We start from the raw sequence: 4,279 nt of genomic DNA on the forward strand, positions 1-4,279 counted from the left end.
ACCGAACTCAAAACACTCCAGGCTACAGGTATAATGACTGTAACCTGGAGTGTTTAGGTCATTCGAAAATTGGTTATTGTAATTCCCCGCCTGCCGTCGGGGCAGGTATTTGAAATTTGTGATTTGTTGTTTGGAATTTTAGCCTGCATTATTCAAAAACGAATCCCGCTGGTAAGCGGGATTCGTTTTTGAATGCGGGATGGTTTGCGGGATGGATGCAGGCAACCCCGCATTAGAAAAACCGGCTTTTTGCGAAATTTATTGAAGCAAAAAGCCAGGTTTTTCAATAGCGTCAGAATTATTCAAGAATAATTCGGGTTAGAATGTTGCCATCCACCTTTCATTTCCCCAATATATTGCCTTATTCCAGCGGTTCAGCGCCGGGTCTTCCATGGCAGTTTTTGTACTTCCTCCCGCTGCCGCAGGGGCATAGTTCGTTTCTGCCGACCTTACGGCCAACCTTTACCGGCTCGGGCTTGCGCTGGCCGCCGCCTCCACCGCCGCCGCTGGCAACGGCTTCGGGTCGCTTCGTCTCATACTGGCTCATATCCACCTGACGTCGGCGCTGGGCTTCCTGAATGTCTTCTGAGTCCTCAATGGGGATATGCCCTTTGATCAACGTAGCGGCCACATCTTTACTGATCTTCTCCAGCATATTCTTGAACAGCTCAAAAGCTTCAAATTTGTAGATCAACAACGGATCCTTCTGCTCATAGGTAGCATTCTGTACGGACTGTCGCAGATCGTCCATCTCACGAAGGTGTTCTTTCCAGGCCTCATCAATGGTAGCAAGGATCACATTCTTCTGATATGATTTCACCAATTCACGCCCTTCCGATTCATAGGAATTTTTCAGGTTGGTAACCACCTGGATGGTTTTGGTTCCATCGGTTATGGGTACTACTATATTTTCATACTGATGGGAATGTTTTTCATAAACCTCTTTAATCACAGGAAAAGCCTGGCTGGCGATGGTTTCCTCTTTCCGTTTGTAGCTTTCTTTCACTATTTCATGAAGCCGGTTTACTATTTCCTGACCGTCAAGTTTTAAAAACTCCTCCTCAGTTACCGGTGAATCAATGGAAAGGGTACGGATCAGCTCAAACTTGAATCCTTCGAAATCGGAGCTGTCCTGGTAATTATCCACCAGGGCCTCGCAAACATCACGCATCATATTGGCGATGTCCACGCTCAGGCGCTCTCCGAACAGGGCGTGCTTTCTGCGTTTATAGATTACCTCCCTCTGGGAGTTCATCACATCGTCATAATCCAGCAAACGTTTACGGATACCAAAGTTATTCTCTTCCACTTTACGCTGTGCCCTTTCTATGGAACGGGAAATCATGGAATGCTGGATAACTTCTCCCTCTTTCAGACCCATTCTCGCCATTACATTGGCAATCCGGTCGGAGCCAAATAAACGCATCAGATCGTCTTCCAGAGAAACGAAGAACTGGGAGGAACCAGGATCCCCTTGCCTGCCGGCACGTCCGCGCAACTGCCTGTCGATCCTTCTGGATTCATGCCTTTCGGTTCCTACAATAGCCAATCCTCCGGCTGCCCTTGTTTCCGGAGAAAGCTTGATGTCGGTACCCCTACCGGCCATATTGGTGGCGATGGTAACATTACTGGATTTACCGGCTTCAGCAATAATATCGGCCTCTTTCTGGTGGAGCTTGGCGTTTAACACATTGTGCTTGATTCCGCGAATCCTGAGCATCTTGCTAAGCAATTCGGAAACATCTACTGATGTAGTTCCCACCAGAACGGGCCGGCCCTTCTCAATGAGACTCTGGACTTCTGCAATAACGGCGTTATATTTTTCCCGTTTGGTACGATAAACCATATCGTCCCTGTCATCACGAACAACGGGTTCATTGGTAGGAACCACCACGACATCCAGCTCATAAATGTCCATAAACTCACCTGCTTCTGTTTCGGCAGTACCCGTCATACCTGCAAGCTTATGATACATGCGGAAGTAATTCTGAAGCGTAATGGTAGCAAAAGTTTGTGTGGCAGCTTCAACCTTAACGTTCTCCTTGGCTTCAATGGCCTGGTGCAGACCGTCGGAATACCTTCTCCCTTCCATGATACGGCCTGTTTGCTCGTCCACGATCTTCACCTTATTGTCCATCACCACATATTCCTGTTCCTTCTGAAACAAGGTATAGGCTTTTAATAATTGCTGAAGGGTATGGACACGTTCGGATTTGACCGCATAATCGCGCAACAGCTCATCCTTTTTGGCCAGTTTCTCGTCCTCGCTAAGATCTTCTTTCTCCAGTTCAGCAAGCTCGCTTCCGATATCCGGCAGTATGAAGAAATTGGGATCATCGGATTCCGATGTGATGACATCAATGCCTTTATCGGTCAATTCAATGGCATTGCTCTTTTCATCGATGATAAAATAGAGGTCATCGGTAACCTTATGCATGTGCTTGCTGTTGTCCTGCATGTAATAGTTTTCAGTCTTCAGCATAAGGGCCTTGTTTCCCTCCTCGCTCAAAATCTTGTGAAGGGCTTTATTTTTCGGAAGCCCCTTATAAGCCTGCAATAACTTAAAACCGCCTTTTTCCGTGTCGCCTTCATTAAGTGCTTTTCTGGCATCAGTAATGATCTGGTTGACCAGCTTTTTCTGGGCATTTACCAACCTTTCTATTTTGGGCTTGAGATCCTGAAACTGTTCTGTACTTTCCTGTGGCACGGGCCCGGAAATGATCAAAGGCGTTCGCGCATCATCAATCAGCACCGAATCAACCTCGTCAACGATGGAAAAATGGTGTTTCCGCTGAACCAGGTCGGAAGGATTGATGGCCATATTATCCCTCAGATAGTCAAAACCAAACTCGTTATTGGTTCCATAGGTAATATCCGCATGATAGGCTTTTCTTCTTTCCTTTGAGTTGGGTTCATGCTTATCAATGCAGTCAACAGACAAACCATGAAATTCATAAAGCGGCCCCATCCATTCCTGGTCTCTTTTAGCGAGGTAATTGTTGACAGTAACCAGGTGGGCTCCTTTTCCCGCGAGGGCATTTAAAAACAAAGGAAGGTTAGCTGCCACCGTCTTTCCTTCGCCGGTAGCCATTTCAGCAATCCGGCCCTGATGCAATACAATTCCACCCATCAACTGGACATCATAATGTATCATGTCCCACGTGATCGTGTTTCCACCTGCTTCCCAACTGTTAAAATAGGTAGCCGTATCGCCGTCTATTTTCACGTAATCCTTTTGAGCAGCCAATTCCTTGTCGAAATCCGAAGCAGTTACCTTTATTTCCTGGTTTTCCTTGAATCGCTTGGCAGTCTCCCGCATCACTGCGAAAGCTCTCGGAAGCAGTTGTTCCAGTATTTCTTCAAGTTGATCATCCAGTTGATTTTCCAGATCATCAATCTTTTTATATAACTGTTCCTTTTCATCTACATCCGTTTCATAACTTTCGGCTTTCTCCTGTAATCTTTCCTTTTCATTTTCTCCTTCCGAGATATAATCCTGTATTTCTTTTCTTATTTCCTGAGCCTTTGCTCTTAATTCATCATTGCTTATATCATGCAATCCTGAATATACGGAATTGATCTCTTCCACAATGGGCATAAGCTGTTTAATATCCCGCTCCGATTTGCTTCCGAAAATCTTGGTCAGTACCTTGGTTAAAACATCCATATTTAACCCCTTTTACAATTTATATTATGATATGCAAAGTTAATTTAAATGAAAAGAAATTATTTAAAATTGATTATAAAATAACATCTCCCTAATAAACACGAAAAAATGATTACAATATTATTCTGAAAATAAAACCATATCCGATGGGTGGTGACCTCTCTCATGCCTACGGTACTCCCGGAATCGGGGTTTATCCATAAAATTCCGCGCTATTCGTAGAATTTTAAGAGCACCCTACATTTCCGAATCCGGCAGCCGCCGGATGACACCAATGGGCGATAATAAAAGCCAGATATTGATGAATAAAAAAGAATTCGTGCATTCGTGGCCATCCGTATTTTGTAGAAGATGGTGCCGAGGCTAAACAAATTCCGAGGTAGCTGAATCAGAAAAACCGGTACAATTACTGAATGACCTGATCCCCTGTATTAAGCCAGAATCCGGCAGCCGCCGGATGACATCTCTGTAGCCCCGACCGGCAGCTGCCGGTCGGGATTTTAAGGGTGGCATACCGTTCCGAATCCCTTCAGGGATGACATGGCTTTATTTCCCAACCATATCGGTGCATTCAATTCAGGTGTTTTAAAGGCCGCGGCCTCTTGCCCCGAT

At 45.4% G+C, this 4,279-nt stretch carries 1 protein-coding gene; it reads right to left on the reverse strand.

All coding sequences use genetic code 11. From position 1 onward, the window contains the following. Nucleotides 1-361 precede the first annotated feature (361 nt). Nucleotides 362-3,667 carry a preprotein translocase subunit SecA gene (secA, locus tag KGY70_17825; GenBank protein ID MBS3777061.1) on the reverse strand — a complete coding sequence of 1,102 codons (3,306 nt, stop codon included), beginning with the start codon at nucleotides 3,665-3,667 and terminating at the stop codon, nucleotides 362-364. Nucleotides 3,668-4,279 lie beyond the last annotated feature (612 nt).

It is taken from the genome of Bacteroidales bacterium (assembly GCA_018334875.1).
Classification (GTDB): Bacteria; Bacteroidota; Bacteroidia; order Bacteroidales; family UBA12077; genus JAGXLC01.

What these genes read in the sequence shown, in the direction of transcription:
- secA (MBS3777061.1), bottom strand. Translation starts at nt 3,667, where the DNA reads ATGGATGTTTTAACCAAGGTACTGACCAAGATTTTCGGAAGCAAATCG.